This is a genomic window from Streptomyces sp. Tue6028 (genome assembly GCF_002300165.1).
Lineage (GTDB): Bacteria > Actinomycetota > Actinomycetes > Streptomycetales > Streptomycetaceae > Streptomyces > Streptomyces siamensis.
This window is the reverse complement of record NZ_MLCE01000035.1, coordinates 193,976-220,011: the sequence shown is the minus strand read 5'-3', so window position 1 is coordinate 220,011 and position 26,036 is coordinate 193,976. Positions and strand designations below refer to the sequence as shown.

23 protein-coding genes and 1 riboswitch are annotated in these 26,036 nt (G+C 73.2%); of the genes, 6 read left to right on the top strand and 17 right to left on the bottom strand.

Translation table 11 applies throughout. The features are described from left to right. Positions 1–86: 86 nt before the first annotated feature. The 13 genes from BKI49_RS32735 to BKI49_RS32675 form a co-directional block, all read right to left on the bottom strand. On the bottom strand, positions 87–443 hold the full coding sequence (locus BKI49_RS32735) for an MmcQ/YjbR family DNA-binding protein (RefSeq protein WP_095937907.1): 357 nt from the start codon (positions 441–443) through the stop codon (positions 87–89). A gap of 30 nt (positions 444–473) precedes the next feature. Next, positions 474–1,034, bottom strand: coding sequence for a GNAT family N-acetyltransferase (locus BKI49_RS32730; RefSeq protein ID WP_179332659.1), 561 nt, complete (start codon positions 1,032–1,034; stop codon positions 474–476). Beyond that, a complete protein-coding gene (locus BKI49_RS32725; RefSeq protein ID WP_095937906.1) occupies positions 1,031–1,591 on the bottom strand; it encodes a helix-turn-helix domain-containing protein in 561 nt (186 codons plus the stop codon). The genes BKI49_RS32730 and BKI49_RS32725 overlap by 4 nt, the downstream gene beginning before the upstream one ends. A 61-nt stretch (positions 1,592–1,652) precedes the next feature. Next, on the bottom strand, positions 1,653–2,558 hold the full coding sequence (locus BKI49_RS32720; protein WP_095937905.1) for a LysR family transcriptional regulator: 906 nt from the start codon (positions 2,556–2,558) through the stop codon (positions 1,653–1,655). Between the two features lie 31 nt (positions 2,559–2,589). Next, a complete protein-coding gene (locus tag BKI49_RS32715; RefSeq protein ID WP_095937904.1) occupies positions 2,590–3,783 on the bottom strand; it encodes a glycine C-acetyltransferase in 1,194 nt (397 codons plus the stop codon). A gap of 160 nt (positions 3,784–3,943) precedes the next feature. Continuing rightward, positions 3,944–4,972, bottom strand: a complete 1,029-nt coding sequence (tdh, locus tag BKI49_RS32710) for an L-threonine 3-dehydrogenase (protein ID WP_095937903.1) — start codon at positions 4,970–4,972, stop codon at positions 3,944–3,946. A gap of 146 nt (positions 4,973–5,118) precedes the next feature. Continuing rightward, positions 5,119–6,312 (bottom strand): Gfo/Idh/MocA family protein, encoded by a 1,194-nt coding sequence (locus tag BKI49_RS32705; protein ID WP_095937902.1) that lies wholly within the window; start codon positions 6,310–6,312, stop codon positions 5,119–5,121. Between the two features lie 216 nt (positions 6,313–6,528). Then, the gene (locus BKI49_RS32700) at positions 6,529–7,164 is read right to left on the bottom strand and encodes a GAF domain-containing protein (RefSeq protein ID WP_095937901.1); all 636 of its coding nucleotides are present in this window, start codon (positions 7,162–7,164) and stop codon (positions 6,529–6,531) included. A 60-nt stretch (positions 7,165–7,224) separates the two neighbouring features. Continuing rightward, positions 7,225–7,824, bottom strand: a complete 600-nt coding sequence (locus BKI49_RS32695) for a GTP-binding protein (RefSeq protein ID WP_095937900.1) — start codon at positions 7,822–7,824, stop codon at positions 7,225–7,227. Further along, positions 7,802–8,173, bottom strand: a complete 372-nt coding sequence (locus BKI49_RS32690; RefSeq protein WP_028798869.1) for a DUF742 domain-containing protein — start codon at positions 8,171–8,173, stop codon at positions 7,802–7,804. The genes BKI49_RS32695 and BKI49_RS32690 overlap by 23 nt, the downstream gene beginning before the upstream one ends. Positions 8,174–8,175: 2 nt before the next feature. Continuing rightward, entirely contained in the window at positions 8,176–8,610 is a 435-nt protein-coding gene (locus BKI49_RS32685; RefSeq protein WP_095937899.1) for a roadblock/LC7 domain-containing protein, read from the bottom strand. Between the two features lie 68 nt (positions 8,611–8,678). After that, on the bottom strand, positions 8,679–11,384 hold the full coding sequence (locus BKI49_RS36430) for an ATP-binding protein (RefSeq protein WP_441350895.1): 2,706 nt from the start codon (positions 11,382–11,384) through the stop codon (positions 8,679–8,681). 343 nt (positions 11,385–11,727) lie between these two features. Continuing rightward, positions 11,728–12,945 (bottom strand): MBL fold metallo-hydrolase, encoded by a 1,218-nt coding sequence (locus tag BKI49_RS32675; RefSeq protein WP_095937898.1) that lies wholly within the window; start codon positions 12,943–12,945, stop codon positions 11,728–11,730. A gap of 434 nt (positions 12,946–13,379) precedes the next feature. Here BKI49_RS32675 and BKI49_RS32670 point away from each other — a divergent pair, with 434 nt between their 5' ends. The 5 genes from BKI49_RS32670 to BKI49_RS32650 all read left to right on the top strand — a co-directional run bounded on the left by BKI49_RS32670 (position 13,380) and on the right by BKI49_RS32650 (position 20,175). Continuing rightward, positions 13,380–14,537 (top strand): acyl-CoA dehydrogenase family protein, encoded by a 1,158-nt coding sequence (locus BKI49_RS32670; RefSeq protein WP_095937897.1) that lies wholly within the window; start codon positions 13,380–13,382, stop codon positions 14,535–14,537. Further along, entirely contained in the window at positions 14,537–16,408 is a 1,872-nt protein-coding gene (locus BKI49_RS32665; protein WP_095937896.1) for a thiamine pyrophosphate-dependent enzyme, read from the top strand. The genes BKI49_RS32670 and BKI49_RS32665 overlap by 1 nt, the downstream gene beginning before the upstream one ends. Continuing rightward, a complete protein-coding gene (locus BKI49_RS32660; RefSeq protein WP_095937895.1) occupies positions 16,405–17,583 on the top strand; it encodes a glutamate dehydrogenase in 1,179 nt (392 codons plus the stop codon). The genes BKI49_RS32665 and BKI49_RS32660 overlap by 4 nt, the downstream gene beginning before the upstream one ends. Then, entirely contained in the window at positions 17,580–19,658 is a 2,079-nt protein-coding gene (locus BKI49_RS32655; RefSeq protein WP_179332658.1) for an acetate--CoA ligase family protein, read from the top strand. The genes BKI49_RS32660 and BKI49_RS32655 overlap by 4 nt, the downstream gene beginning before the upstream one ends. A gap of 97 nt (positions 19,659–19,755) precedes the next feature. Beyond that, entirely contained in the window at positions 19,756–20,175 is a 420-nt protein-coding gene (locus BKI49_RS32650) for a hypothetical protein (protein WP_095937893.1), read from the top strand. Between the two features lie 127 nt (positions 20,176–20,302). Here BKI49_RS32650 and BKI49_RS32645 read toward each other — a convergent pair whose 3' ends face one another. Then, on the bottom strand, positions 20,303–21,856 hold the full coding sequence (locus BKI49_RS32645) for an APC family permease (RefSeq protein ID WP_095937892.1): 1,554 nt from the start codon (positions 21,854–21,856) through the stop codon (positions 20,303–20,305). A gap of 306 nt (positions 21,857–22,162) precedes the next feature. On the opposite strand from BKI49_RS32645, the gene BKI49_RS32640 reads away from it, so the two are divergent. Continuing rightward, positions 22,163–22,783, top strand: a complete 621-nt coding sequence (locus BKI49_RS32640; RefSeq protein ID WP_095937891.1) for a TetR/AcrR family transcriptional regulator — start codon at positions 22,163–22,165, stop codon at positions 22,781–22,783. 122 nt (positions 22,784–22,905) lie between these two features. Here the strand turns inward: BKI49_RS32640 and BKI49_RS32635 are convergent, their stop codons facing one another. The 3 genes from BKI49_RS32635 to BKI49_RS32625 form a co-directional block, all read right to left on the bottom strand. Further along, on the bottom strand, positions 22,906–23,649 hold the full coding sequence (locus BKI49_RS32635) for an SIMPL domain-containing protein (RefSeq protein ID WP_095937890.1): 744 nt from the start codon (positions 23,647–23,649) through the stop codon (positions 22,906–22,908). 149 nt (positions 23,650–23,798) lie between these two features. Then, positions 23,799–24,584 carry an SGNH/GDSL hydrolase family protein gene (locus BKI49_RS32630; RefSeq protein ID WP_028798877.1) on the bottom strand — a complete coding sequence of 262 codons (786 nt, stop codon included), beginning with the start codon at positions 24,582–24,584 and terminating at the stop codon, positions 23,799–23,801. 356 nt (positions 24,585–24,940) lie between these two features. After that, positions 24,941–25,828, bottom strand: coding sequence for a M23 family metallopeptidase (locus BKI49_RS32625; protein ID WP_095937889.1), 888 nt, complete (start codon positions 25,826–25,828; stop codon positions 24,941–24,943). Positions 25,829–25,832: 4 nt separating this feature from the next. Then, positions 25,833–25,986, bottom strand: a riboswitch (cyclic di-AMP (ydaO/yuaA leader). Positions 25,987–26,036 lie beyond the last annotated feature (50 nt).

The window sequence follows — 26,036 nt, the reverse complement described above, 5'->3', positions numbered from 1 at the left end:
CACCCGTCCCCCGCGGAACCGGGCGCCGTGCGCTCGGCTCACGCTTCCGGATCATGCCACGGGGCACGGACGTCGCCGGAGCCGTTTCAGTCGGCGGACGGGAGGCCCAGGTCCGGGTAGGCGTCGATCAGCCGGGGCGGTGCCGCCTGGCGCCAGGAGTCGGCCAGGATGTCACGCAGTTCGTCGTCGTCCAGGGCGGCGAGGCGGACCCGCACCCAGGCGAAGCCCGCCTCGTGGTCGGCGATCCAGAACTTGCCGGGCTCGGCCAGGACGAGTTCGTCGCGCTCCTCCTTCGGGCAGCGCACCGCGATGGAGGTCTCGTCCTCCGGGAGCGTGGCGAACATCTTGCCCGCGACCCTGAACGTGGGCATGCTCCACGCGATCTTCTCCGTCGTGTCGGGCAGGGAGAGGGCGACACGGCGTACGTCTTCGGCTTCCGGCATGGGACGCACCGTAGCCAAAGGCACTGACAATCACGCCTGGATACGTGGTCGATGGGCCGGTGCGGGCGCCGCCGCCCCCACCTGTTTGTAGTAGATCGTCGTCCCGCGCAGCTCTCCGGACGGGGCCGCCGCGTAGTCGGGGATCGCGCCGATCCGGGTCCAGCCCGCGGAGCGGTAGAGGAACTCGGCGGGGCTGTCGGTCTCGGTGTCCAGGTGCAGCAGGGTGACCCCGGAATGGGCGGCGGCGGCCTCGGCGGTGGTCAGGAGCGTGCGGCCGACGCCCTGTCCCCGGCCGTCACGGTGGACCATCAGCTTCACGAGTTCGGCGCGGTGGCGGCTGTTGGGCTTGTCCGGGAAGGCGAGTCCGACCGTGCCGAGCAACCGGTCGGCGTCGCGGGCCACCCACACGGCGATCCGGCCCGCCGACACCGCCGCGGCGCGCTCCTCCCACCAGGCGACGGCTGTCGCCCGGTCCAGCGGCGCGAGGAAGCCGACGGAGGCTCCCCCGAGCACGGTGTCGGCCAGGAGGTCGGCCAGCTCTCCCGCGCAGGCGAGGACTTCGGAGGCGTCCAGGCGGGCGACGGCGGTCACGGCAGCACCACCACCAGGGCGTAGCGCACGGCCTCGGGGCCCGGGCAGCGAAAGCGGGTCGGCCCCCACACGCGCAGCCGGAGGCAGTCCCCGGCGCCGAGCCGCTGCACGACGTCCTGAGCGGTCACCTCGAGGGTTCCGTCGAGGACCCAGATGTGCTGTTCCAGGCCGGGTACGGGGGGCCGGTCGTAGTCGATGGCCGCGCCCGCCGCGAGCCGTCCCTCGACGAGTTCGCCGCGCAGCCCGGCGTGCGGCGGCGAAACCGACCGTCGTACGAAGCCCGAGGACGTGTCCTCCCAGATCGCCTGGTCGGCCGCCCGCACCAGCAGGGCGGGTTCCGGCTCGATCTCGCTGAGCAGCTGCGACATGGTGCGTCCGTAGACCGCGCACAGGCGGTTGAGCTGCGACGCGGTGGGGCTGATCTCGGCGCGTTCGGTGCGGGACAGGGTGGACCGGCTCACTCCGCTGCGCTCCGCCAGCTCGCCCAGGGACCAGCCGCGCTCGGCCCTCAGCTCGGCCAGCCGGGCACCGAGCCGGACATCGACCTCGTCGCCCATGGCGCCTCCCTCTTACGTCCCTCATTCGGGATGCTATCCCACATCCGGGACGACGGCTTTCTCAATCCGCGGTCGCGGCCTCGGTGAGCGCGTCCAGGACCGGCCGGATCAGCGGATGCCCCTCCGCCCCACGGCGTACGGCGGCGAAGACACGGCGGGTGGGGGCGACGCCGTCGACGGGGCGTACGACCACGCCCGTGAGGTCCATGCCGCGCAGCGCCGAGCGGGGCACGAGTGCGACACCCGCGTCGGCCGAGGCCAGCGCGACGACGGCACGGAAGTCGTCGGAGGAGTGTTCGAGACGGGGCTGGAAGCCGGCGTTCTCGCAGGCCAGGACGACCACGTCATGACAGGGGTTGCCCGGGTAGGGGCCGATCCACGGGTCCTTGGCCAGCTCCGCGAGCGGCACCTCGTCGGCGTCGGCGAAGCGGTGGGCGACCGGGACGACCGCGTCGAAGGGCTCCGCGTAGAGCGGGACGTGGGTCAGGCGGGGGTCGTCGGCGTCGGGGGCGCCCCGGTACTCGACGGCGACCGCGATGTCGATCTGCCGGTCGAGCACCATCGGCAGACTGGCGTCGCCCTCGGCGTCCTGCACCCGGACGTGGATCCCGGGGGCCGTGCCGGACAGGCGCGCCAGTGCGGGCGCGACCACCAGGCCTATGCCGGTCGCGAAGGACGCGATGGTCACCGTGCCCGCCGAGCCCGCGCCGTACGCGGCCAACTCGGCCTCCGCGCGTTCCAGTTGGGCCAACACCGCGTTGGTGTGGCCGAGCAGGATCTCACCGGCGGGCGTCAGCCTCACGCCCTTCGCGCCGCGCTCGACGAGGCGGTGGCCCGTCTCCTGCTCCAGCGCGGTCAGCTGCTGGGAGACCGCCGAGGGCGTGAGGTAGAGCGCGGCGGCAGCCGCCGTGACCGTGCGGTGGTCGGCCACCGCACGGAGGATGTGGAGCCGCCGCGCCTCGATCATGCGACCGATTCTCTCAGGTCGCGGGGGTTCCTCAGCCGTCGAGTTCCGCGCGGGCCGCCACGAAGGCGTCCACCGCGCGGTTCACGTCCTCGGTCGAGTGCGCGGCCGACAGCTGCACCCGGATGCGCGCCTGGCCCTGCGGAACGACCGGGTACGAGAAGCCGATCACGTAGACACCCCGTTCCAGGAGGAGCTCCGCCATGCGTCCGGCGACGGCCGCGTCCCCGATCATGACGGGGGCGATCGCGTGGTCGCCGGGAAGGACGTCGAAGCCCTCCTCGGTCATCCGGGAACGGAACAGCGCGGTGTTCTCGGCGAGCCTGATCCGCAGGTCGTCGGCCGACTCCAGCAGGTCGAGCACCTTGAGCGAGGCCGCCGCGATCACCGGGGCGAGCGTGTTCGAGAAGAGGTACGGGCGCGAACGCTGGCGCAGCAGCGCGACGATCTCGGCGCGGGCGGCCACGTAGCCGCCGGAGGCGCCGCCGAGCGCCTTGCCGAGGGTGCCCGTGATGATGTCGACGCGGTCCATGACGCCGTGCAGCTCGGGCGTGCCGCGTCCGCCGGGGCCGACGAAGCCGACGGCGTGCGAGTCGTCGACCATGACCATGGCGTCGTAGCGGTCGGCGAGGTCGCAGATCTCCTGCAGCGGCGCGACATAGCCGTCCATCGAGAAGACGCCGTCGGTGACGATCAGCCGGCGGCGGGCGTCCGAGGCCGCCTTGAGCTGGGCCTCCAGGTCGGCCATGTCACGGTTCGCGTACCGGAAGCGGCGCGCCTTGGACAGGCGGATGCCGTCGATGATCGAGGCGTGGTTGAGGGCGTCGGAGATGACCGCGTCCTCGGCGCCGAGCAGGGTCTCGAAGACGCCGCCGTTGGCGTCGAAGCAGGAGGAGTAGAGGATCGTGTCCTCCTGGCCGAGGAACGCGGACAGCCGCGCCTCCAGCTCCTTGTGCACCTCCTGCGTGCCGCAGATGAACCGCACGGAGGCCATGCCGTAGCCCCAGCGGTCGAGCGCCTCGTGGGCTGCCGCGACGACGTCGGGGTGGTCGGCGAGGCCGAGGTAGTTGTTGGCGCAGAAGTTGAGGACCTCGCCGGGGCGACCGCCGGCGGTGACGTTCACCGTCGCGGACTGCGGGCTGCCGATGACCCGCTCGGGCTTGTGCAGGCCCGCGGCGCGGATCTCGTCGAGGGTGGCGCGGAGATCGTCGCGTACGGAGTCGAACATAAGGGGCTCCATCAAGTGCAGGGGGCGCAGGTGCAAGGGGCGAGTGGGCCGGAGGGGCGCACGTGGGTCGAGAGGGCGAGCGCGCGGAGGCCCGAAGGGCTGGGCACGGTCGGGCTCTCGGCACAGGCTTGTGCGCCCCGGAGGCGAACCGAGCCGGAGATCAGGCGGTCCAGTCGAGGATGACCTTGCCGCCGCGGCCGCTCGCCGCGTCGGCGAAGGCCGACTCGTAGTCGCGGAAGCCGTAGCGGCCGGTGATCACGGGGGCGAGGTCGAGTCCGCCTTCGAGGAGGACCGACATGGCGTACCAGGTCTCGAACATCTCGCGGCCGTAGATGCCCTTGATCGTGATCATGGAGGTGACGATCCGGGACCAGTCGACCGGGAACTCCTGCGACGGCAGGCCGAGCATGGCGATCCGGCCGCCGTGCGTCATGTTGGCGATCATGTCGCGCATCGCCTCGGGGCGGCCGGACATCTCCAGGCCGATGTCGAAGCCCTCGCGCAGACCCAGCTCGCGCTGACCGTCGGCGATCGTCGCCTCCGAGACGTCGAGGGCCAGGCTCACGCCGATCTTGCGGGCGAGTTCCAGGCGCTCCTCGCTGACGTCGGTGATCACGACGTTGCGGGCTCCCGCGTGGCGGGCCACGGCGGCGGCCATCAGACCGATCGGGCCCGCGCCGGTGATCAGGACGTCCTCGCCGACCAGCGGGAAGGACAGCGCCGTGTGCACGGCGTTGCCGAAGGGGTCGAAGATCGCGGCGACGTCGAGGTCGACGGGGACGCGGTGCACCCAGACGTTGGACGCGGGCAGGACGACGTACTCGGCGAACGCTCCGTCGCGGCCGACGCCGAGGCCGACCGTGGCCCGGCAGAGGTGACGGCGTCCGGCCAGACAGTTGCGGCACTTGCCGCAGACCAGGTGGCCCTCGCCGCTGACCCGGTCGCCGACCTGGATGTCGGCGACGTCACGGCCGGTCTCGACGACCTCGCCGACGAACTCGTGGCCGAGCACCAGGGGCGTGCTGACGGCCTGCTGCGCCCAGCCGTCCCAGTTGCGGATGTGCAGGTCGGTGCCGCAGATACCGGTCCTGAGGACCTTGATCAGTACGTCGCCGGGGCCGGCCTGCGGCTCCGGGACGTCCGTGAGCCAGAGTCCGGGCTCCGCCTTCTCCTTGACCAGCGCCTTCACGCGACGGCTCCTGTGGGTGAGGTTCCCGGGGCAGGGCACGCCGAAGGAGCCCGGTCCGGGGAGAGGGGTGAATTCCCCGAGAAATCTGCCGTACGCAGGTGCTCCTGGTCCATCGAGGTTTTCTTAAGCGCGGCCCCAGCTTTCCTTCACGCCTCCTCGCGGACCTGTCCCCGCTCGAAGTAGGCGACCAGTTCCGGGTCGAGCGGGGGCACGTCGAGCGGGGTGCCGCCGTCCCGCAGCGACTGCGTGGCACGAAATCCCGCCGCCACCGCCATGCGCGCGGCGACCGGGGAGGTGTCGGTACGCCCTCCGTCACGGACGAACCGCAGGAACTCGTCGATCAGCAGGGGGTCCGCGCCACCGTGCTCGGCGTCCTCGTCCACCGCGGGCACGGGGTGCTCGGCGTCGGCCCGGTCCCGCTGTCCGGAGCGCCGGCTGTTCCACACCTTCACCACGGCGCCGGGGCCGTCCCCGAAGTTCTCCAGACGCCCGGCGTCGCCGATGACGGTGTAGTTGCGCCAGTAGTCGGGGGTGAAGTGGCACTGCTGGTAGGCCGCGAGCACTCCGTTGTCGAGGCGCATGTTGACCAGCGACACGTCCTCGACGTCGATGACCGGGTTCAACGAACGCTGGGTGTGCGCGGGCCAGTGGCCGTCCTTCGTGTACCAGTCGTCCGTCTTGGGTTCCCCCGGGGCCCGGCGGTGCGGGTTGTCCCCGTACACCATGAGGTCGCCGAGTGCCTGCACCCGTTCGGTGAAACCGTCGGCCAGCCAGTGCAGCACGTCGATGTCGTGGGCGCCCTTCTGCAGCAACAGGCCGGTGGTGCACCGCCGTTCGGCGTGCCAGTCCTTGAAGTACCAGTCCCCTCCGTAGCCGACGAAGTGGCGCACCCACACGGTCTTGACCCTGCCGATCCCGCCGCGCGCCACGATGTCGCGCATCAGACGGATCACCGGCATGTGGCGCATGTTGTGACCGACGTACAGGCGGGTGCCCGTCTCGAAGGCGGTGCGCAGGATCAGGTCGCAGCGCTCGATCGTGATGTCCAGGGGCTTCTCGACGAGGACGGGCTTTCCGGCACGCAGCGCCCGGCAGGCGATGTCGGCGTGCGTGTGGTCCGGGGTGAGGACGAGCACGGCGTCGACGTCGGGGTCGTCGAGGACCTTGTGGTGGTCGTCGACGGTACGGACGCCGGGAATGTGGTCGGCGGCGCGGTCCCGCTGTGCCGGATCGTGCTCGGCGACGACGGTCACGCGCGAGCCCCGGCCGGGGCGGTGGGCGACGCGTGCGAGGGAGCCGCGCAGTCCGAAGCCGAGGGCACCGAGACGCAGATCGGTCATGGTGTGCCTTTCCGTGCGGTGTCGAGGAGGTCCGGGCGCAAGCGTTCCTCGGCGGGGGCACGCTCAACCTCCCGCGGGGCGCCGGAATTCGACCGCCGCCGGGCCGCGCGTCACCTGCGTCCTTCGTGGGCCGTGCCCCGACCGACTGTGGGCCGTGCCCCGCCCGACTCCGGGCCGCGACGCCGAACGACGCCGGGCCGCGACGCCGGAGCACCCTCACAGGGTCCGCCCGTCCTCCCGTCGTCCGATCTGCTCGACGAGTTCCGCGGCCATCGCCTTGATGGTCTCCAGGCCCGCCTTCCCCCACGGGCGCGGCTCGACGTCGACGGCGCAGATCGTGCCGAGGGCGATGCCGGTGCGGTCGATGAGCGGGGCGCCGAGGTAGGAGCGGACGCCGATCTCGTCGACGACCGCGTTGCCGGCGAACCGCGGGTAGTCGCAGACGTCCTCCAGGACGAGCGCCTTGCGGCGGACCACCACGTGGGGGCAGTAGCCGAAGTCGCGGCTCCGGTAGCGCCCGACCGCGGGGTCCGTGCCGGGCTCGGCGGCGGCCGTGGCGCCCGTGGTCGCCGCGACGCCGTCCCCGGTGTCCGGCACGGCCGGCGCGACGCCCGTCACGTTGCCGTCCGGGGTGTGCAGGCCGGCGAAGAACTGCCGCTGTTCGTCGATGAAGTTGACCATGGCGTACGGCACCGCGGCGACGTCCGCGAGGCGGTCGGCGAAGGCGTCGAAGGCGGGTTCCGCGTACGTGCCCAGCCCCAGCAGACGCAGCCGCCGCACCCGGGCCGGCGCGTCCTTGTCCTCCGGCGTCAGCAGCAGACGACCGGCCGGACGCGGCGGGTCGTAGCTCATCTGCGTGCTCCGTGGCTCGGGAATGGCGTCATGCGTGGGCTCCGTGACGTGGCGGGTGCGTCATGTGTGGGCCCCGTGGCTCGGAGCGTGGGAGGGCGCGTGGGCGAGCAGGTGCCGGACCAGGGTGAGCAGGGTCTGCACGCCCGAACTGGAGATCCGGGCGTCGCAGCGCACCACGGGGATCTCGGGGTCGAGGTCGATGGCCGCGCGCACCTCCTCGGGGTCGTAGCGGTAGGAACCGTCGAACTCGTTGACCGCGACGATGAATCCGAGACCGCGCTGCTCGAAGAAGTCGACGGCCGCGAAGGAGTCCTCCAGTCGGCGGGTGTCGGCGAGGATCACCGCGCCGAGCGCGCCCTCGGAGAGCTCGTCCCACATGAACCAGAACCGCTCCTGCCCGGGGGTGCCGAACAAGTAGAGCGTGTGTTCCGGGTCGAGGCTGATGCGCCCGAAGTCCATCGCGACGGTCGTCTCGACCTTGTTCTCGATGCCGTCGAGATTGTCGGTCGCGGCACTGACCGTGGTGAGCAGCTCCTCCGTGCTGAGCGGTGCGATCTCGCTCACCGCTCCGACGAAGGTCGTCTTGCCGACCCCGAACCCTCCCGCCACCAGGATCTTCAGCGCGGTGGGGAACGGGTCAGAGCTGTCGTCGTAGTCCATCGAGCACTGCCTCCAGAAGAGACCGGTCAGTGGGGTTGTGGTGGAACTCCGGGGGCTTCGTGGTGAGCGCCCCGCAGTCGACGAGGTCGGACAGCAGCACCTTGGTGACCACCGCCGGAAGCCGCAGGTGGGCGGCGATCTCCGCGACCGAGACGGGTGCCCGGCACCGTTCCAGTGCCTGGGTGTGTTCAGGGCCGAGGTAGCCGAGGGGGGTCGCCCCGGTGGCCATCACCTGGGACAGGAGGTCGAGCGCGGTCGTCGGCCGGGTCCGGCCGTTGCTGACCGTGTAGGGACGCACCAAGCGTCCGGCCGCGTCGTCGAGCCAAGGCCCGTCCCCGGCCGCGGCCACGCTCAAGGCCTCATCGCCGGGGGTTCGACGGAGTGCTGCCGGGGCGCGGTCATCAGGTAGGGGCGGACGCTCTTGACCAGCATCGCCATCTCGTAGCCGAGCACCGCCGCGTCGGCCTCGCGTCCGGCGAGCACGGCGAGACAGGTGCCGGAGCCCGCGGTGGAGACGAACAGCAGGGTCGAGTCGAGTTCGACGACGACCTGGCGTACGTCGCCGCCGTCCCCGAAGCGGACGCCCGCGCTGCGGCCGAGGGAGTAGAGGCCGGAGGCGAGCGCCGCCATGTGGTCGGCGCTGTCCGGGTCGAGACCGTGGACCGACTTCACGAGCCCGTCGCAGGACAGCAGTACGGCGCTCGTGGTGTGGGGCACGCGCTGTACGAGTCCGCTCATCAGCCAGTCGAGGTCGGACACGAGGCCGGTCGGCGCATCGCTCGCCATGGTGGATCGACTCCTTGGGGTACGAAGGCCTGCGGGAGCGCAGGGGGTGGGGGTGGTGGGGGGGCTGGTCATCCGGCCGGAGCGCTCCCGTCGTGCCGGGGAGCGAGGTCGTGTCCGGGCGTGGGCAGGGTGTGCCGTGTCCCCTGTGTCTCGTGCGGTGCCGGCGCGTACGTCGTGTGTCGTGTCCCGTACGGCGCCGGCCCGTGCGTCGTGGGCGCTTCGGCCATGTGTGCCGTGGCCGACTCCTCCGCGAGCCCGCTGCGGGTGCCCGCGGACTCCCTATGGCCGGTGCCCGCGGACCCCGTATGGCCGGTGCCCGCGAACTCCGCATGGCCGGTGCCCGCGTTTCCGTGGTGCGGGTGGCCGGCGTCGATGCTCCCGAGCCCTGCGTGGTTGCCGCCCGTGTTCCGGAGGTCCGCCTGGCCTGCGTCCGTGTTCCCCAGGTGCGGGTGGCCGGCGTCGATGCTCCCGAGCCCTGCGTGGCTCGCACCCGCGTTCCGGAGGTCCGTCCCGCCGGCACCCGTGTTCCCCAGGTGCGGGCGGCCGGCGTCGATGCTCCCGAGATCCGCGGGACCGGCCTCCCGGACCCAGCGGCCCACGTTCCCGACGTTCGCGTGACCCGCGCCCGCGTTCCCGAGGACCGCGGGATGGTCGCCGCCGTTCCCGGGGCCCGCGCTGCCGAGGCCCGTGTGGTGGGCGTCCGCGCCGCCGGGGTTCGCATGACCGGGACCCGCGGTCCCCAGACCCGTGTGGTGGGCGTCCGCGCCGCCGGGGTCTGCGCGACCGGGACCTTCGCTGCCGAGACCGGCGTAATGGGCGCCGCCGTTCACGGGACCTTCGCTGCCGAGACCCGCGTAAGGGAAGCCGCCGTTCCCAGGACCCTCGCTGCCGAGACCCGTGCCTCCGAGGCTTGCGTGGTGGTCGCCGCCGGTCACGGGATCCGCGGCGCCCGCTGCCCGGGGCGTCGGCAGGTCCGTGCGGACCAGGTCCAGGTGCGGCCGGTCCGCGGGCGGTTCCTCCCTGCGTGCCGCCTCGGCGTGCGCGGCCTCCGCGAGCCCGATGCCCCGCTGGAAGGCGGCCATCAGCCCCGGGTCGTGGCCGGCGACGAACTCGGGGTCCTGACGCGGGGCCGGCCCGTCACGCAGCTGGGGCGCGATGTGCTCCTGGGCCCGCCGCCTGGGCAGTTGGGGTTTGCCCATGGTGCCGCGCACGGTCCCGACGCGTGGCGTGGGCGGCGCGGTCACGTTCTCCGCGACGGTGTGCCGGTCCTCCGGTCGGATGCCGGGCACGGCGTCCGCCGGGTTGGGCCGCGCCGCCCGGGTCCCGCGTACGGGGAGCGGTGCGGGGGCACCGCCGGGCCGGGCCTGCGGGACGCGCGGGGGCGGCTGCTCCCGCTGTGCCTGCCGGGGCACGGGCGCCACCACCCGGGCACCCGCGGGTGCGGGCACGGGCTGCGTGGCCGGACCCGCCGGTGCGGGACGGGGGTTCGGGTCCGCCGTCGCGGGGCGCGGTCCCCTTCCCGTCGCGTCGGGCCGCCCCTGCTGCAGCGCCCCTGGCTCGCCCGGGGCGCTGCCGAGCAGTTCCTGCGGGACGACGAGCACGGCCTGGACGCCGCCGTAGATGTTGCTCTGGAGGCGGACGTGGATGCCGTGCCGCCGGGCCAGTTGCGAGACGACGTACAGGCCGATCCGGCCGTCCTGGAGCAGGCTGGCGACGTTGACCTGGTCGGGGTCGGTGAGGAGCGCGTTCATCTTGTTCTGCTCGTCCACGGGCATGCCGAGGCCGCGGTCCTCGACCTCGACGGCGAGGCCGGAGGTGACGAGGCCGGCGCGCAGCAGCACTTGGGTGTGCGGGGCCGAGAACACCGTGGCGTTCTCGACGAGTTCGGCCAGCAGATGGATGACGTCGGCGACCGCGTGCCCGCGCAGGGTGCCGTCGATGGGGGGCACCAGTTTGACCCGGGAGTACTGCTCGACCTCGGCGATCGCGGACCGCAGCACCTCGGTCATGGAGACCGGGTTGCTCCACTGGCGGCGTGAAACGGCACCGCCCAGCACGGCGAGGTTCTCGGCGTGGCGGCGGATGCGGGTGGCCAGGTGGTCGACGTGGAAGAGCCCTTTGAGCAGGTCGGGGTCCTCGATCTCGTTCTCCAGCTCGTCGAGGATCGAGATCTCCCGGTGCACGAGCGACTGGAGGCGCCGGGCCAGGTTGACGAAGACCTCGACCTTCTGTTCGCTGCCCGTCCGGCTGGAGAGCTGGGCGGCCTGCACGACGGCGGCGACGGCACCGTCGTGGGCGCGGGAGAGGTCGGCGGCGAGCAGATCGAAGTCGTCGGCGTGCGCGGGGAGTTGACGGCGAGTCTTGCGCGCGGGCGGGCTCTCGCCACGGCGCAGTCCTTCGACGAGGGCGCGCAGTTCGTTCTCGGTGCGGGCGCTGCTGCGCCGCAGTGCGCCGACGCGGTCCCGTACGGACCTGGCGGCGCGGCCGGCCGCCACGGCGGCGATCAGGATTCCGGCCAGGGCGACGCCGCCGGCTCCCGCGAGGACGGCCCACAGGACGAGGCCGGGCCGGGTTCCGGTGGAACGGACGATGAACAGGATGGCCGCGCACGCGCTCAGTGCCACGGCGGTCGGCGGCAGCACCGCGAGGCGCAGCAGCTGGGGCCGCAGATGCGTCTCGGGCTGCGACGGGGCGGTGTGGGCGACCGGCCGTCCGTGCCGCCCGCCGCCCTCACGACGGTCTGCGCGTGCGGCCGGTGCGCGAAGGTGAGACATCGGCGTCCTCGTACTGGTACGTCGGGGCATGGGGCTCCCGCGGGTCCGCGACGCGGGCGTGCGCCATCGCGGTGTCGGTCGGGAGAGCCGAAAAAAACGGCCCCGCGTCGCCCGACGGCAACTGACAGTAGTCGCCAAGCCATCATGTGCGGTGGGCAGTTGACAAAGTCCCCCGGCCGACGTCCCGCTCTGGTATGAGGCGTCGTACGACCGACCGATAACCCTCTCGGACACGCGTTCCCCTGGCGCCTCGATTCGATCGAAGCTGGTCAGAAGCGGTCGCGAACAAACGGCGAGGGCCGGGGAGCGATGCGCTCCCCGGCCCTCGCCGTCGATACGGAATTCAGCCCGCGGGCACCGTCTCCGGCTCTCCGGTGCCCTCCGCCGCACCCTCGGCGACGTCACCCGGCGTATCGGCGCGCTCGTCCCCGGCGGCGGGCCAGCCACCGGCCGGTGCGGCGGCCACGCCCCGCCACCAGGGCTCGGCCGGAACCGTCTCGGCCGTCGGCTCGAAGGGCTCGCCGGGGTAGGGCAGCGCGGCGCGCGCGCCCATCGCGCGCGCGGCGGCGATCGTCCCCTCACCGGGCTCCGCCCACGGGTGCGGCGCCAGGTTGAACGTGGCCCAGTGGATCGGCAGCATCACACCGGTGGGCTGCCCGCCCTGGAGGTCCAGGTGGGCCCGCATGCCCTCCTCGGGCGTCATGTGGATGTCGGGCCAGAACTCGCTGTACGCACCGATCTGGATCATGGTGGCGTCGAACGGGCCGTGCTCGGCGCCGATGTCCTTGAAGCCGTCGAAGTACCCCGTGTCGCCGCTGTGGTAGATCCGGTGCGCGTCGCCCTCGACGACCCAGGAGGCCCACAGGGTGTGCTGCGTGTTGCGCAGGCCACGCCCGCAGAAGTGGCGCGCCGGAGTGGCGGTCAGGGTGATGCCGCCGACCTTCGTCGACTCCTGCCAGTCCAGCTCGCGCAGCCGGTCGGGCGACACGCCCCAGTGCTCGAGATGCGCTCCGACGCCGAGCGGCACCGCGAACAGGGTGTCCGTGCCGGCCAGGGCCTTGATGGTGGGCAGGTCGAGGTGGTCGTAATGGTCGTGGGAGATGACGACCACGTCGACCGGGCCGAGCGCGGCCAGCGGCAGCGGCACCGGGTGCAGCCGCTTGGGGCCGGCGAAGGCGAAAGGGGAGCAGCGCTCGCCCCAGACGGGGTCGAAGAGCACGCGGTGCCCGTCGATCTCGGCGAGCACGCTGGAATGCCCCATCCAGGTGAGCCGCAGCCCGCTCGGCGCGGGCCGCGCGAGGTCGGCGAGCGTCGTCGCGTGCACCGGTACCGTCCCGGTCGGGGTGCGGTGGACGCGCTCCTCCGAGCGGAAGTAGACCTTCGCGAACTCCAGCATCGAGCCGTCGGGGCGGGTCCGGGCACGCTCCGGATTCTGGAAGACACCGTCCGCGAAGTTCGGGGACCGGCGGATGCGCTCCAGGCGCTCACCACCCGGATCCGCGCCGAAGGCGGCGGGCCGCAAGGTGCGGAGCCCGGAGCTCAACGTACGGAAACCGGTCACGGATACCTCCAGATGGAGTCGGTCAGGCTTTTCATTATGGTCGTCGGCTCTGACAGCGCCGGGTCGCCCCGGTCACAGCGCGATGTCCACCGGCCTCGTTCTGCATCCCTCAACCCCACCGCGCACGCACTTCTTCCGCGCGAGGGAACCGTACTCGACCACGGGCCGGCGAAATCGCCCCCGGGGCATCGCACCGCGTACATCGTGAAGTCACCGGGCCCTCTCCCGCCGCACCGCCCCCCGCCCAGGGACGCGAGGACGTCTTTTACTGATTCATCGTTCAGTACGTTGACACGGCACGAGGTCGCTTCCGATACTGACTGACGATTCAGTAATCGTCCGCCGCGTCCCCGCGATCCCCGGTCCTGAGGTCCTCGGGTCCCGCGATCACCCCCGGCCCCGGCCCCGTCGCCCCGTCCGCATCTGGAGGCACCATGTCCGACCTCCCCACCGAGCTGGTCCCGCTCAGCGCGCAGCAGCGCGACATCGTGGAGCTGACGCGTTCCTTCGCGCGGGACGAGATCCGTCCGCGGGCCCGCGCGGTCGACGAGGCCGACGTCGAGACGCCGTGGGACCTGTGGCGCAAGGCCGCCGAGGTCGGGATCACCGGCTTCATGCTGCCCGAGGAGTTCGGCGGTGGCGGCTTCACCGACGTGTTCACCCAGGTCCTGGTGCAGGAGGAGCTGTGCGTCGGTGACCTGGGCATCGGGAATCTGCTCTGCTCGAACGGCTTCTTCGCCGATCCCGTCGTGGAACTCGGCACCGAGGAGCAGAAGCGGGAGTGGCTGACGCCGCTCACGGGCCCCGGCACCCCCATGACCGCGCTGGCGACCACGGAGCCGGGAGCGGGCTCCGACGCCGCTTCCATCGTCACCACGGCGCACCGCACCGGCACCGGATACCGCCTCAACGGCCAGAAGGCGTGGATCTCGAACGCCGGCGAGGCGGAGCAGTACGTCGTCTTCGCCAAGACCGACCCCGCGCGCCGCGCCGACGGGGTCACCGCGTTCCTGCTCCGCAAGGACACCGAGGGCGTCTCCTTCGGGGAGCCCATGCGCAAGATGGGGCAGCGCGCCATCGTCTGCCGCGAGATGTTCCTCGACGACGCGCACGTCCCCGCCGAGCACCGGCTCGGCGGGGAGGGCGAGGGTTTCCGCGGGCTGATGCGCACCTTCGACATCTCCCGCACGGTCCTCGGTGCGGCGGCGACCGGGGTGGCGCGGGCGGCGTACGAGTACGCGCGCGACTACGCTCGCACGCGCCGACAGTTCGGCAGGCCGATCATCGAGCATCAGGCGGTCGCCTTCCGCCTCGCCGACATGCGCACGCGCGTGGAGCAGGCCCGGCTGATGACCTGGCGGGCCGCCAAGCGCCTCGACGCCGGCCTGGACGCGACCGCGCAGGCGGCGATGGCCAAGCTGACGGCGTCCGAGACCGCCGCCTGGTGCACCTGGGCCGCCGTCCAGACGCTCGGCGGCTGGGGCTACTCACGGGAGTATCCGGTCGAGCAGTGGATGCGCGACGCCAAGCTGGAGGAGATCGAGGAGGGGACCTCGGACATCATGCGGCTCGTCGTCTCGCGGAGCCTGTGATGACCGGACCCCTCAGCGACGGCCAGGCCCCCGGCGGCGTCACCGGCGGCGCGGCGCCCGTCCCCGTCCGCGAGGGCGAGGCACCCGTCGGCGTCACCGGCGGCGCAGCGCCCGTCCCGGTCCGCGGCGGCGAGGCACCCGTCCGCCTCACCGGCGGCGAGGCGCTCGTCCGGGCCCTGTCCGCGCACGCCGTGACCCACGTCTTCGGCATCCCCGGGACGCACAACCTGGAGATCTACCGCCACCTGGCCGCGTACGGCATCCGGCACACCCTGCCGCGCCACGAGCAGGGCGCCGGGTACGCCGCCGACGGGTACGCGCGCGTGACCGGGCGACCCGGCGTGGTGATCACGACGACCGGGCCCGCGCTGCTGAACGCCGCGGCCGCCGTGGGGCAGGCGTACTCCGACAGCGTGCCGCTGCTGGTCGTGTCGCCGGGGATGCCCCTGCGCCACCCCCGGCTGGCGACCGGTCTGCTGCACGAGATGCGCAGCCAGACCGAGGCGATGCGCGGGGTGGCGGCGTTCAGCCACCGGGTCTCCTCGGTGGCGGAGATCGACGCGGCCGTGGCACGGACCTTCACGCTCTTCACCGCGCGGCGGCCCCGCCCCGTGCACATCGAGGTGCCGCTGGACCTGCTGGAAACCGCCGAGGAGACCGGGCCGGTACGCGTCGCCCCGGCCGTCGCGCCCGCCGTGCCCGGCGCGGAAGCCGTACGAAGGGCCGCCGACGTGCTGGCCTCGGCACGCCGTCCGGCGCTCGTCCTCGGCGGCGGGGCACGCGCGGCGTCCGCGTCGGTTCTCGCGCTCGCCGAGCGGCTCGGCGCGCCCGTCGTCACGACGGCCAACGGCAAGGGGATCGTCCCCGAGCGCCACCCGCTGTCCCTCGGCGTCTCGCTGCACAGCCGGTCCGTCCAGGGGTGGCTGGCGGCGTGTGACGTCGTGCTGGCGGTGGGGACCGAGCTCGCCGAGTCCGACCTGTGGTCCCCGCCCCCGGCCCTGGGCGGCACGCTGATCCGTGTCGACATGGACCCGGACCAGATGTACGCCGGTGCGGCCGCCGACGTGGAGGTCGTCGGCGACGCACAGGCCTGCCTGCGCGCGCTGCTGTCCGAGGTGACGGCGCTGCTCTCCGCCTCTGGCGGGCACGCACGCGTGCCCGTCGGCGGAGAACCGGCGTACTCCCCGGCCTTCGAAGGGGACACCCGCCGGCCGGCGGACGGCGTGCCCGTCCCGGTGCCGGACGCCCCGGAGCGAGTCGCAGCGGTCCCCGACGACACGGAGCCCGCCCGCGCGGCGCGGCTCCTGCGAGCGGCCCGCGACGCCGAGACCTCCGCACGCGACGCCCGGTGGCTGCCGTATCTGCGGGCGGTCCGTGCCGTCCTCGCGGACGACGCGGTCGTCACCTCGGACAGCGCCCAGTGCTGCTACTACGGAGCCCTCCCCCACCTCCCGCTGGGCCCCGAGGGCCGCTATCTTCACCCGACCGGCTTCGGCACGCTCGGCTACGCTCTGCCCGCGGCGATCGGCGCCAAGGTGGCGTGCCCCGATCGCCAGGTGGTGGCGCTCAGCGGCGACGGTGGCCTCCAGTTCACGGCGCAGGAACTGGCGACCGCGGCGCAGCTCGGGCTTCCCCTGCCGGTGCTGGTGTTCGACAACGGCGGCTACGGAGAGATCCGCGACGAGATGGCCGCACGGGGCGACACCCCCACCGCGGTGGATCTCGCGCCGGTCGACCTGCCTGCCCTGGCCCGCTCCTACGGAGGGCAGGGCACGCGCGTGCGTGACCCGCAGGAGCTGACGACCGCGCTCACCGAGGCACTGCGCACCCCCGGCCCCACCCTGATCACCATCCCCGAGGAGACCCCATGACCGCCCCTCTGTTGTCACTCACCTGGACGGACCACGTCACCGGCCGCCAGGGTTTCCTCGTGGTCGACCGGCTGGTGCGAGGCGTCTCCAGCGGCGGCCTCCGCATGCGCCCGGGATGCACGCTGGACGAGGTCGCCGGGCTCGCCCGCGGCATGACCATGAAGGAAGCGCTGCACTACAACCCGGAGGGGCGTTACGTCCCGCTGGGCGGCGCGAAGGGCGGCATCGACTGCGACCCCCAGGACCCGGCGGCGTACAGCATCCTGGTGCGCTACCTGCGCGCCATGCGCCCGTACATCGAGCGCTTCTGGACCACCGGTGAGGACCTCGGCCTCACCCAGGACCTGGTCGACCGTGCCGTCGAGGAGGCGGGGCTGGTCTCCTCCATCCAGGCCGTGTATCCGCTGCTCGACGACGAGGCCACGGCCCGGCGACGGCTCGCGGACGCCTTCGCGGTCGAGGTCGACGGCATCGGGCTCGACGAGCTGGTGGGCGGCTGCGGTGTCGCGGAGTCGGTGCTCGCGGCGCTGGACCGCGCGGGGGTGCCGTACGCGGGCACGCGGGTGGCCGTGCAGGGGCTCGGCACCATGGGCGGCGCCACGGCGCGCTTCCTGTCCCGCGCGGGGCTGCGCGTGGTGGCCGTCGCCGACGTCAAGGGCACGATCGCCAACCCCGAGGGCCTCGACGTGGAGGCGCTCCTCGCGGCCAGGGACGTGTACGGGACGGTCGACCGCTCCGCGCTGCGGCCCGTCGACCGTGAACTGCCGGGCGACGCCTGGCTGTCCGTCGACGCGGAGGTCCTGGTGCCCGCGGCCGTCTCGTACGCGATCGACGGCGCGAACCAGCGGCGGATCACCGCGCGCTGGATCGTCGAGGCGGCCAACATGCCCGTGCTGCCGGAGGCGGAGGAGTCGCTCGCCGCGCGCGGGGTCACCGTCCTCCCGGACGTCGTCGTCAACTCCGGTACGAATGCCTGGTGGTGGTGGACGCTGTTCGGCGACATCGGAGCCGACGCGGACGAGGCGTTCACGTACACACGGCGTTCCATGCGCGCCCTGATCGACCAGATGCTGGCCCGCGCCGAGGCCGACGGGACGACGCCGCGGGCCGCCGCGCACGCCATCGTCACCGAGCGACTGCCGGTGATCGCCGAACGCTTCGGGTGGTACGGATGACGGCAAAGGCGCCGTTGGCCGCCCTCTTCGACCCGGCCTCCGTCGCCGTGGTCGGCGCGTCCCGCGACCCCGAGAAGTGGGGTTACTGGCTGGCGAAGGGGGCCCTGTCGGGCCGTGGCCGCCGGTCGGTGCACCTGGTCAACCGGCGCGGCGGCAGCCTGGACGGAGTGCCGTTCCGGCCCGGTCTGACCGGCCTGGCCGACGTACCGGAGCATGTCGTCGTGGCGGTGCCCGCCCCGTCGGTACGGGCCGTCGTCGTGGAGGGACTCGCCGTCGGCGCCCGCTGTTTCACCGTCATCAGCGCGGGCGGCGGCAGCTCCGAGGAGCGGGCGCTCGCCCAACTGGTGACCGGTGGCGGGGCCCGACTGCTGGGCCCCAATTGCATGGGACTTGTCGATGCGAGCACGCAACTCAGGCTCAGCTGGGGCGAGTTCCCGGTGGGAGGCGTCGGTCTGGTGTCGCAGAGCGGGAACCTCGCCCTGGAGATCGGCCGTCTCCTCGCACGCGCGGGGCAGGGCTTCTCCCGCTTCGTCTCGCTGGGCAACCAGCGCGACATCGACGTGGCGGACGCGCTGGAGGCCCTGGTCGCCCATGAGCCGACGCGCGTCATCGCCGCGTATGTCGAGGACTTCCGCGACGGGCGCCGCCTCGCCCGCGTCCTCGCGGCCGCGCACGAGGCCGGCAAGCCGGTGCTCCTGCTGACGGTCGGCCGGAGCGCGGCCTCGGCGAGCGCCGCCGCCTCCCACACCGGCGCGCTGGTGAGCCCGTACGCCACGGTCGCCGCGGTGTGCCGGGACGCGGGCGCCCTGCTGCTGGACTCGGCGGGCGAACTGGTCGACACGGCGGTGTGCCTCCTGTCGGGGGCCGCTCGCCGATCCGGCACGCACGCGTACCGGGTCGCCGTCGTGGGCGACAGCGGCGGTCAGGGCGCTCTCGCCGCCGACGCGTGCGCCGTACGCGGCCTCGACGTGCCCCGGCTGTCCGCGCGCACGGCGCGCGAGGTGTCGGCGGTGCTGCCGCCCGGGGCCGGCCGTCTCAACCCCGTCGACCTCGCGGGCGCCGGCGAGGCCGATCTGGGTACCTACGCGCGGGTGGCCCGTGCTCTGCTCCACGGCGGGGACGCCGACGCGGTCGTCCTCACCGGGTACTTCGGGGACTACGCGAGCGCCAACCCGGCCCAGGCCGGGCGGGAGTGCGAGGTCGCGGGTGAACTGGCCGACGCCGCCGACGCGTCGGGCCGTGCCCTGCTCGTGCACACCATGGCCCGGGACACGGCCGCGCTGGCGGTGCTGCGCGGGCGCGGTGTGCCCGTGTACGAACGCATCGAGCAGGCGGCGACGGCACTCGCCGGAGTCGCCCGTCTGAGGGCGCCGTGGGCGGCCCCGGAGGCACTTCAGGATCCGCCCCCGGTCGCGCCCCCGGTGCCCGACGGTTCCTACGAGACCGTCCGCGCGCTCCTGTCCTCGCACGGACTCCGCTTCCCCGAGGCCTGTTTCGTCACGTCCGCCGACGAGGCGGTCGCCGCGGCGCGCGGCATCGGGTTCCCGGTGGTGCTCAAGGCGATGGGCCCGGCCCACAAGACCGAGGCGGGCGGGGTGGCACTCGGCCTCGCCGACGCGGACGGCCTGCGTGGAGCGTTCCGGCGGATGCGGACCGCCACCGGTGCCGGCCGCTACGCCGTCGAGGCCATGGTGGCGCCCGCGCACGCCCATGAGCTGATCGTCGGGGTGCGCCGGGACCCGGCCTTCGGTCCCGTCGCGATGGTGGGCATGGGAGGCGTCACGGCGGAGCTGCTGGCCGACACGGCGCTCGCGCCGGCGCCGCTGACGGCCGCACGCGCGCGTGCCCTGCTCGCCGAACTGCGGCACGCACCCCTGCTGACCGGCTGGCGCGGTGCGTCGGCCGTGTCCCTCCGGGCCGTCGCGGACGCCGTGTGCGCGGTGGCCCGAGCCGCCGCCGAGCATCCCGAGCTCGCCGAGCTGGAGGTCAACCCGCTGCTGGCGCACCCGGGCGGGGCGATCGCCCTGGACGCCCACGGAGTCCTGGCCGAACGGCCATTCCCTGCCGGGAATTGAGGCGGGGGCGGGCCCCGAGCAGAGTCGGTGACATCACGAGAACCCGCCGGCCGCCACGGACAGCGCGGCCGGCGCACCGACCCGCACGAGGAGCATCATGCCCGCCTTCGACGCGCAGGACCTGATCGAGCGCTACATCGGCGTCTGGAACGAGCCCGACCCCGAGATCCGCCGCAAGACCGTCCACGACCTGTGGGCGGAGGACGGCCTGCACGTCCTCCGCCCTCCGCAGGAGATGCACGACCGGGCGGTGGCCCTGGGCTTCGGCACCGCCGTCCTGGAGGCCCGCGGCCACGAGGAACTGCACGCGCGCGTGACCCGCGCGTACGAGGAGTTCGTGGCCCCGGGGACGTACCTCTTCAGGATCCAGGAGCCCGCCCGCGTGCTCCGGGACGTCGTCACGTTCCGCTGGGAGTCCTTCGACCGGGGTGAGAACCGGGCGACGGGCGGCGGCCTGGAGTTCCTCGTCCTCGGCGAGGACGGCCGTATCAAGGCCGACTACCAGTTCGTCGACTGATCACGCGGAGCCGCCGGAACCGGCCGGACCGGGCCGGACCGGGTTCGGGCCGGGTTCGGTCGGTTCCGGCGGCTCGCCCGACGCGCACCGGCCGGTCCCGCCCCGGTCGGCCGGTTCCGGCGACCCCCTAGCCCTTCTCCCGCCGGGTCCGCGCGCCCGCCGCGTAGCAGGCGAGCCCGATGGCCACGAACAGCACGAGCGGCACCACCTGGCTGAGCGTGTACTGCAGCCGCTGCCCCGCGAACGACTCGGGGAGCGAGTCCGCGGCACTGCCCGCCGTGCCGAACCAGCCGACACCGAAGCCGGGCCAGACGAGCACCACCACCGTGAAGGCCACGAACACGGTGGCCAGCGCGCTGACCAGCCGGGCGCCGAACAGCCCGCCCGGCACCGAGTACGGCCGGGGAACCGAGGGGTACTTGCGGCGCAGCACGGCGAGGCTCGGGAAGGTGATCACGTACGAGATGAACGTCGTGCAGATGGTGAGGCCGAGGCCCGCCGCGAAGTACTTCTCGCCGTCGCCGCCCGTGAGGTCGAGGGCGACCACGAAGAGGACCGAGGCGAGGACGGCGGAGAGCAGGTTCACCCGGACCGGTGTGCCGTGCTTCTCCGAGATGTGTCCGAGCCAGGCCGGTCCCGCGCCGTCCGCGCAGGCCACCGCCTGCGCCCGGTGGGCGCCCATGGCCCAGGTGACGCCGGACGTGAGCAGACCGACGACGAGTCCTGCCGCCGCGACGCCGCCGAAGACCGCACCGGCCCCGGTCAGCGTGACGGTGCCGTCCGCGGCGATCGAGCCTCCGTAGACGGTGAACACGGCCTTGCAGGCGTCGATGAACCCGCCGAGGCTGCCGATCCGTTCGCCCGGCAGGACGAAGAGGATGCCGAGGATGGGACCGCCGTAGAGCAGCAGCGCGGCCAGCCCGGAGCGCAGGATGGACAGCGGTATGTCGCGCCGCGGGTTCCGCATCTCCTCGGCCGCCGAGCTGGGCAGTTCGAAGCCGACGTAGTTGAAGATCAGGACGGGCACGAGGGCGACGAATCCGGTGTACGTGGGGGTGAAGTCACCGGCGGGCAGGGCGTGGACGCCGTGCCGGACCGCGTACACCGCGACGGAGACGAGGAAGAAGCCGAGCAGGACGATGCGGGCCACGGCTCCGGCGATCGGCACCCACTTGCCGATCCGCACCGACTGGACGACCGCGAGGGCGCCGCCCCAGATGAACAGCATCCCGGCCGCGTACTTCCAGAGCCCGGGCAGCGGGGTGAAGAACTCCTCCCAGGTCGTCAGCGCGATGATGCACAGACTGCCGCCGACCCATACGGGGTTGGAGATCCAGTACAGGAGCTGGTTGACGCCGGCCGCCAGCCGTCCGAAGGCGAGGCGCGTCCAGACGTACGGGCCGCCCTGCACCGGGAAGGCGGAGCCGAGTTCGGCGACGAGCAGGCCGTACGGAAGGAAGAAGGCCGGCGCGAGGATCGCCATCCAGGTCAGGCCCTCCGGCCCCTGGGCGGCGACCGAGCCGATCGTGTCGAGGCCGACGAGGGTGCAGATGAGGAAGAACAGCACGTCGAGTCGGCGCAGGTCCTTGCGTAGTCGGGAACGCTGTTCGCCCCAGCCCTCGGAGAGGTCGGGCAGGTCGGGTTCGGGCCGGGGCATCGGGGTGCTCGGTGCTTGGGTCACGGTGGACTCCTGCGGCGCTACGGGGACGTACGGACGGGTCACACATCGCCTTGACACACGCCTACTGACTGAATGGACAGTCAGTAGTTGCCGTACTGTGGTCCCCGCCGCGCGACGGTGTCAAGGGGTCCGACATCGGCCCGCCGGGCGGGCCCACGGGCCCGTGGTGCGGGCGCCGGGGCGGGCGGACGCCCCGCCGCGGATGTCGCGTTCGTAGTCCTGAAGGGGCCCCGCGATGCCACTGAAGGGGCCCCGCAATGCCGCCCTGCGCCCGCATCACCGGGGGCGAGGGACTAGGGTTGCGGCGTGGCGAGAGTGCGGTTGAGCGTGGCGGAGCGGCGCGAGGAGTTGCTGCGGGCCGCCGTCGAGCAGATCGAGGCGCGGGGTGTGGCGGCGGTGCGGATCGCCGATGTGGCCTCGGCGCTCGGGGTGAGCAACGCGCTGGTGCTGTACCACTTCTCGACGAAGGAGAAGCTGGTCGCCGCGGCCTTCACCTACGCGGCCGAGGACGACCTCGCCCATCTGCGCAAACTGCTGGGCCGGCGCACCACCGCGCTGCGCCGGCTGCGGACCGCGGTGCGCTGGTACGCGCCGACCGGGCAGGCCAAGGGCTGGCGGCTGTGGATCGAGGGCTGGGCCGCCGCGCTGCGCGAGCCCGCGCTGCGGGAGGTCACGCGTGACCTCGACAAGCAGTGGAAGGCGGCGCTCACCGAGGTGATCGCGGAGGGCGTGGCCGCGGGCGAGTTCCACTGCCCGGACCCGACCGGCGCGGCCCTGCGGCTCACCGCGCTGCTGGACGGTCTGGCCGTGCAGATGACGGCGTACGCGGGCGCGGTGTCACGGGCGCGCACCCATGAGTGGGTGGACGAGGCCCTGGCTCGCGAACTCGGCCTGGAGCGGGCCGCGTTGGTGGCAGCGGTGCGGTGAGTCCCGCCCCCTTCGGGAGGGGTCGCGGGTCCGCGCCCCCCTGGGCGCACGACGCGCCCTGAGCGCGCCGGCCACGGCGTCCTTGTCGGAGCGGTCCGGGCCGAGCGGTCCTCGGCGCCGGCTCAGCCGAGTTCGTACACCGCCGTGACCGTGATCGTGTCCCGGATCTCCCCGGGCGCGACCGGCACCGTCCCGCCCTGGCCGAAGGCCGCCGCCGCGATCGGTACCGGACGGGACTCGCCGCCGCCGTCCTCGGTGAGGGACACCAGGCGGCCGAGCCGGTGGCCGCCGAGGCGCGCGTACTGGAGTGCCTTCTCGTGCGCGTCCTCGTACGCGGCCTCGCGGGCGGCGGTGTGCAGCGGGCCGGGGTCGGCCACGTCGAAGACGACGGACTGGATGCGGCCCGCGTCGCCGGTCGCGTCCGTGACCGCCTGGAGGACCCTGCCCGTGGCGGCGATGTCCCGGACCTTCACCGAGAACGACTGCGCCGCCTCGTAGCCGGTCGACTCGGAGGTCCCGTCGTGGATCTCGTGGACCGGCGACAGCGAGAGGCTCTCGGTGCGGATGTCCCGTTCCGCCACGCCTTGGGCGCGCACGGCGGTGAGCAGGGCGTTCGACGCGCTGGTCTGTGCGGCGAGCGCCTCCTTCGCCGTCCTCGCGGTGGCCGCGACGCCCACACCGAGGACGGCGACGTCCGGTGCGGCGGTGGCGCTGCCCTGTCCGGTGACGGTGACCGTGGACGGGGTGGACTCGGCGGCGGCTCCGGGGCGGGCCTCCAGCGCGAGGGCGGGGGCCGCGGCGGCCTGCGGGAGGGCGAGGGCGAGGAGGGTCACGGCGAGTGCGGTGGACACGCGACGGGCGGGCATGGAGGTCTCCTTCGGGCCCCGCCCCTCGGGACGGGGGGCGGTTCGCGGTCATCCCAGCACCGCGTGCCGCGCTCCGCCCCACGCCACTCCCGCGCTGTCACCTCACTGGTCGAGCCGCCCGCGGGGGAGCCCGCCGGCGTCGGCGCCGCTCAGGCGACCGCCTCTATGCGCATCTTGATGTCGTCCGGGGAGAGGGCGCCCTTGGCGGCCACATGGTCTCCCGACGACTCGCCGCGCAGCCGGCGCCCGATCCACGGGACCAGGTACTCGCGTGCCCAGTGGATGTCGTCGCGCCGCACTTCGAGCGTGCCGCGGGGCGGCAGCGGCGGCCAGGGCTGGTCCGGGTCGGCCGGCACGTCGAGACCGAGGACCTGACCGGCGCGGAGCGCCACCCGGGTGTGCCCCTCGGGCGAGAGGTGCAGCCGGTCGCCGTCCCAGGCACGGCGGTCCTGAACCGTCTTGAGGGACCAGAGGTCGAGCACGGGGCAGCCGTAGCGGTCCGCGATGGCACGCACGTGTCCGTTGTACGTGGCGATCTTGCCGCGCAGGTGCTTGAGCACCGGCACGCCACGGGTGTCGAAGCCGGTGGTCACCATGACGGTTCCGACGGCGGAGGTGAGGTCGGCGATCGCACGCTCGAAGCGCTCCGCGACCTCGTCGGGGTCGGTGCCGGGCCGGATGATGTCGTTGCCGCCCGCGCAGAAGGAGACCAGGTCCGGGGCGAGTTCCTTGGCGCGCCCGAGCTGGTCCGCGACGATCTGGTCGAGCAGTTTCCCGCGCACGGCGAGATTGGTGTAGTTGAAGTCGCCCTCGGCGCGCCGGTCCGCGAGGAGCACCGCGAAGCGGTCGGCCCAGCCCACGAAGGCCCCGTCCGGACCGGGGTCGCCGACGCCCTCGGTGAAGCTGTCCCCCACCGCCACGTACGACCCGATCACTGATCTGTTGTCACTCTTCGAATCGTCTGCCACGTCGGACCATGATTCACCTTTCGATGTGAGCTACGCGACCGTAAGGAAGGGTTGACGGATGGTGAGATAAGACACTCGTCAAGTATTGGTCAATCCGGAATAGGGCCCTGATCAGGAGCGTTGACCGAGTCCGCACCCGGAGGGCCGCAATCCGGCACCGGTGGCGCCGTGTTGACGTGTCGACGCACCGAAGGCCGGCCCCCGGGGATCGGGGGTCCGGCCTTCGGAGGCGGTCCTGCCTGGTGGACGTCGGGTCCCGCCGTCAGGAGCGGGACCCGGCGTCCGCGGCAGGAAGCGGCGGGCGCCGGGGACTGCGGGAGGTGTCAGCCGACGGCGACACCGTGCGAGCGCAGGTAGGCGACCGGGTCCACGTCCGAGCCGTAGTTCGGCGTGGTACGGATCTCGAAGTGCAGGTGCGGTCCGGTGACGTTGCCCGTCGCGCCGGAGAGGCCGATCTGCTGGCCGGGGGTCACGGTCTGGCCCGCCGACACGGACAGGGCCGACATGTGGGCGTACTGGGAGTACTTGCCGTCGGCGTGCTGGATGACGACCTGGTTGCCGTAGGCGCCGCCCCAGCCGGCGGAGACGACGGTTCCGGCGGCGATGGACTTGATGGTGGTGCCGGTCGGGACCACGAAGTCCACGCCGGTGTGGTAACCGCTGGACCACATGCTGCCCGCCACCTTGTAGGAGGTGCCGACGCTGCCGCCCGCGACCGGCAGCGTGTAGCCGGAGGAGCTCTTCGCGGCGACCTGGGGCGCGGGGGCGTTGTCGGCCTTCGCGGCCGGGGCGCTCTCGGTCTTCGCGGCCGGGGCGGACGACTGGGTGGCGCCACCGGACACGGCCTTCGCGCCGATCGTCAGCTTCAGACCCGGGTGGACCAGCGCCGGGTCGCCGCCGATGGCCGAGCGGTTGTCGGAGTACAGCTTCTTCCAGCCACCGCGGACGCTCTGCTCGGCGGCGATCTTCGAGAGATAGTCGCCGGCCTTGACGCGGTAGGTCTTGGTCCCGGCGACCTTCTCCGCCGCGACGGGAGCGGCGGTCACGACCTTGCCCGCCTTCTGCGCGACGGCGGCGGCGGGGGTCGCGGCATGGGCGCCCGTGGCACCCAGCAGGGGCAGCGCGAGTGCGGCGCCACCGGTTCCGGCGACGGCGATCGAGCGGGCGAAGCGGGGGGACTTGGGACGGCGGTGCTTACCCTTCGCGGGCATGACGAGTTCCTCTCCGGCGCCTGCGAGGTGAGCTGTCGGGTGCGGGCTGGAGATGCCCGGCCACGCGTCGGCGTGGCTGTACCCCGAGCCGTTCCGGAGACCCCGGAACAGGCATGGAACCTTGGGTCCCCCGCTCCTGCCGTGTGCGGGTCTGTGTGCGGATTCCGGCCGGCGGCAGGATTGGGCGTCCGTCCGGAGTGAGGGCGAA

What these genes read in the sequence shown, in the direction of transcription:
- BKI49_RS32635 (WP_095937890.1), bottom strand. Translation starts at nt 23,649, where the DNA reads ATGCCCGCCCGTCGCGTGTCCACCGCACTCGCCGTGACCCTCCTCGCC.
- BKI49_RS36430 (WP_441350895.1), bottom strand. Translation starts at nt 11,384, where the DNA reads ATGTCTCACCTTCGCGCACCGGCCGCACGCGCAGACCGTCGTGAGGGC.
- BKI49_RS32735 (WP_095937907.1), bottom strand. Translation starts at nt 443, where the DNA reads ATGCCGGAAGCCGAAGACGTACGCCGTGTCGCCCTCTCCCTGCCCGAC.
- BKI49_RS32715 (WP_095937904.1), bottom strand. Translation starts at nt 3,783, where the DNA reads ATGTTCGACTCCGTACGCGACGATCTCCGCGCCACCCTCGACGAGATC.
- BKI49_RS32670 (WP_095937897.1), top strand. Translation starts at nt 13,380, where the DNA reads ATGTCCGACCTCCCCACCGAGCTGGTCCCGCTCAGCGCGCAGCAGCGC.
- BKI49_RS32700 (WP_095937901.1), bottom strand. Translation starts at nt 7,164, where the DNA reads ATGAGCTACGACCCGCCGCGTCCGGCCGGTCGTCTGCTGCTGACGCCG.
- BKI49_RS32705 (WP_095937902.1), bottom strand. Translation starts at nt 6,312, where the DNA reads ATGACCGATCTGCGTCTCGGTGCCCTCGGCTTCGGACTGCGCGGCTCC.
- BKI49_RS32660 (WP_095937895.1), top strand. Translation starts at nt 16,405, where the DNA reads ATGACCGCCCCTCTGTTGTCACTCACCTGGACGGACCACGTCACCGGC.
- BKI49_RS32655 (WP_179332658.1), top strand. Translation starts at nt 17,580, where the DNA reads ATGACGGCAAAGGCGCCGTTGGCCGCCCTCTTCGACCCGGCCTCCGTC.
- BKI49_RS32625 (WP_095937889.1), bottom strand. Translation starts at nt 25,828, where the DNA reads ATGCCCGCGAAGGGTAAGCACCGCCGTCCCAAGTCCCCCCGCTTCGCC.
- BKI49_RS32685 (WP_095937899.1), bottom strand. Translation starts at nt 8,610, where the DNA reads ATGGCGAGCGATGCGCCGACCGGCCTCGTGTCCGACCTCGACTGGCTG.
- BKI49_RS32720 (WP_095937905.1), bottom strand. Translation starts at nt 2,558, where the DNA reads ATGATCGAGGCGCGGCGGCTCCACATCCTCCGTGCGGTGGCCGACCAC.
- BKI49_RS32725 (WP_095937906.1), bottom strand. Translation starts at nt 1,591, where the DNA reads ATGGGCGACGAGGTCGATGTCCGGCTCGGTGCCCGGCTGGCCGAGCTG.
- BKI49_RS32650 (WP_095937893.1), top strand. Translation starts at nt 19,756, where the DNA reads ATGCCCGCCTTCGACGCGCAGGACCTGATCGAGCGCTACATCGGCGTC.
- BKI49_RS32665 (WP_095937896.1), top strand. Translation starts at nt 14,537, where the DNA reads ATGACCGGACCCCTCAGCGACGGCCAGGCCCCCGGCGGCGTCACCGGC.
- BKI49_RS32695 (WP_095937900.1), bottom strand. Translation starts at nt 7,824, where the DNA reads ATGGACTACGACGACAGCTCTGACCCGTTCCCCACCGCGCTGAAGATC.